Source organism: Rhodococcus sp. (in: high G+C Gram-positive bacteria), assembly GCF_049591685.1.
GTDB lineage: Bacteria > Actinomycetota > Actinomycetes > Mycobacteriales > Mycobacteriaceae > Rhodococcoides.
The window spans coordinates 1-2,491 of the sequence record NZ_JBAWFH010000428.1 but is presented as its reverse complement, the minus strand read 5'-3'; the positions used below and the strand labels follow the sequence as shown (position 1 = coordinate 2,491).

The 2,491-nt window shown below is 68.1% G+C and carries 3 protein-coding genes; 1 reads left to right on the top strand and 2 read right to left on the bottom strand.

Translation table 11 applies throughout. The annotated features are described in order from the left end of the window. A partial coding sequence (locus tag WBQ44_RS18105; protein WP_495568058.1) for an acyl-CoA dehydrogenase occupies window positions 1-744 on the bottom strand: 744 nt, incomplete at its 3' end. Then, the gene (locus WBQ44_RS18100) at window positions 741-1,439 is read right to left on the bottom strand and encodes a glycosyltransferase family 2 protein (RefSeq protein ID WP_495568057.1); all 699 of its coding nucleotides are present in this window, start codon (window positions 1,437-1,439) and stop codon (window positions 741-743) included. The genes WBQ44_RS18100 and WBQ44_RS18105, both read right to left, overlap by 4 nt. A gap of 184 nt (window positions 1,440-1,623) precedes the next feature. Here WBQ44_RS18100 and WBQ44_RS18095 point away from each other — a divergent pair, with 184 nt between their 5' ends. Continuing rightward, a complete protein-coding gene (locus tag WBQ44_RS18095; protein ID WP_495568056.1) occupies window positions 1,624-2,157 on the top strand; it encodes a DUF6764 family protein in 534 nt (177 codons plus the stop codon). The last annotated feature ends 334 nt before the right edge of the window (window positions 2,158-2,491 follow it).

Sequence of the window (2,491 nt, the reverse complement as noted above, 5' to 3'; positions counted from 1 at the left end):
AACAGCTCCGCGACCGGCTTCGTCGAGGGGGTCGGCGTCGATCTCGGCGGCAGCGGTCGTCAGTGCACTCGATGCTGCGCCCAGAGACGCGGCAACTGCACCGAGGTGGGCCTGCGCATGGGTGTCGGCGCCCGAGCGCACTGCGGTGTGCAACACGTCGGCGATCGCGCACGCACCGCCGAACCACACGGCCGCCACGCCGATCGCGCCATGCCAGAACCCCGGTCGTTCGATGTAGGCGCCGACCTCTCCCACCGGAACAGCGTGGGCGCCGTCGAAGCGGACCGCGCCGGAATCGCTTCTGGACATCCCGACGGCATGCCACGTATGCGGGATCGGATTGCACCCCGGCTGCGTCAAGTCCACGGCGAACAGCCGCGAACGATTACCCACCCGGGCTGTGACCAGGGCGTCGGTACAGATGTTGGCGCCGGAGCACCAGGGCTTGACCCCGGTGAGCTTCCATCTGTTCGCACCCTCGGCAGCCTCGAGCACCGGCGATGGCGGCTCGGCTGCCCACACACCCCAGATACGGCCGCGTTCGGGTGCCGGACCGCCCAGCTCGGCGAGAATGGCCGTTGCATCGGCATGACCCTCGGTCAGCCGTCCGAGCACCGTGTCTTCGCGGCCGAGTGCCGCCAACGACCACCAACGATGGTCGGTGAAGCCGCCGCCGGGGAGCGGAAGCTCCATCGATTCGTCCGCGACCCATCGTTTCAATCGATCGACCACACCTGCGTTCACAGCGCCACCGCCAACTCCAGATCACGCAGATGTGCGGCGAAACCGTCGGGCGCGCGACCAATACGCCGTGCCGAGGTACGAACAGGGGCGTCCGCGACGTACGAGATAGGCACGGCCGAGTGTTCGAAGCGCGAAATCAGGTCTACGTCCTCATCGCTGCGGAGGGCGCCGAAGCCACCGACGGTCCAATAGGCGTCGGCACGCATCCCCAGGTTGGCACCGTGGACGTGTCGGTGGCCCGGCCGGTGCCGATACCCGGCCTCGTATGCGACGGTCAACGACGGGTGGGCGCTTCCGAGGTCTGTCACCACCGTGCCTGCTACGACCTGGGCGCCCCGGCGTGCGTGCACGAGCTGGGAAACCAGCCAGTTGGACGGGACGACGCTGTCGCCGTCCGTCGTCGCGAACCACGTGTCCCGCCCGGTGGATGCGGCGAGGAATCCTGCGGCGCGCGCAGCGCCGACGTTGCGTCGGTCGATGGCCACGACGGTTGCGCCGGCCTCTGCGGACCAGTACGCAGCGATGTCAGCTGAAGTGTCCGAACAGGCGTCGAGGACGACCACCAGTTCGCACTCCACGTCCACCCGGTTGCCGGCATCGACGACCGACGCCAGGCACGCGTTCAACAGAAGCTCCTCATCGTGAGCGGGTACGACGACGACGGCCCGCCTCACGGCGAGGTGCGATTCGATCACTGGACATCCACTTTTCTCGGCGACCGCATCGGTGGGTGGGTGGATCCGCCCGAGCAAGCGCGTTCTGCCGCCGGGGGGGGGTCGACGGAATTACCTGTTGGGCTCATAGACCCGCTCATTGATCCCCGGAAGTGGCAGAATCCAAACACAGGCATCGGGGACGGCGACAGCGGAAGGCATTCTCGTGACGGTTGTACGGACGAACTCCACCAGAACAAGGATTGCCCTCGGAGTGGGAGTAGGCGCAGTCGGGCTCGGGTACGCCCTGCTCGCTCCTGCCTCGGCCAACGCGGCGGACCTGACGTGCGTAGCTGCGCCCGGCGTCGAAGCCGTACAGGTCGACGGTGCAACGGCCTGCGGCGCGCGGATCGACGCGACGTCACGCGCTGTTGCGAGGGCCCTCGACGGTGTCGCATTCGCGCGCGGGGAAGTGGGCGGCGACGCATTCGGCTTCGCCCACTCCGGGGGAGTGGCAGCCGCCGAGACGGTGTCCGGCCGCGTCGGGGCACTGTCCCTGGGACCCGAGTCCGTCTCCATCGTCTCGCCGGACCCCGGCAACTACGCCCTCGCGTTGTCCCTGGTCCGGGGCCAAACGTTCGTCGGAACCGCCGAGGAAGGCGTCCGCTGCGACGCCGGCGCAGGCATCGCCGTCAACTTGACCACCGGACAGATCTGCGTGTCCGACGGAGTCACCACGTGGCGGACTCCGCTGGCCTGACCGTGCCGATGCCGGAGGGTCTGCCCGATTGGTATTAGCCGACACGGTGTGTGTTAATGGCTGTGGTTCGTGCTGGGTTCGCCCTAGCCGAAGAGGCACGTATCGCTACGCAGGCTTCGCTTCTGCCGCGTGAGAAGAAGGATGGTTCGGGACAGTCATGGCACTTCGTTCACGTCGTATCTTTGTTCGGTCGGCTTTCGCTGCCGCGGTGGTCGCCCTTGGGACGGCATCTCTCGTCGCACCCGCTCATGCGGCACCCCTGTGGCCGGGCGGACCCGAAGTACCGGGCCTCGGATCGTCCGAACCCGCGCTCCCCGCGCCGCCCGCCCTGCCG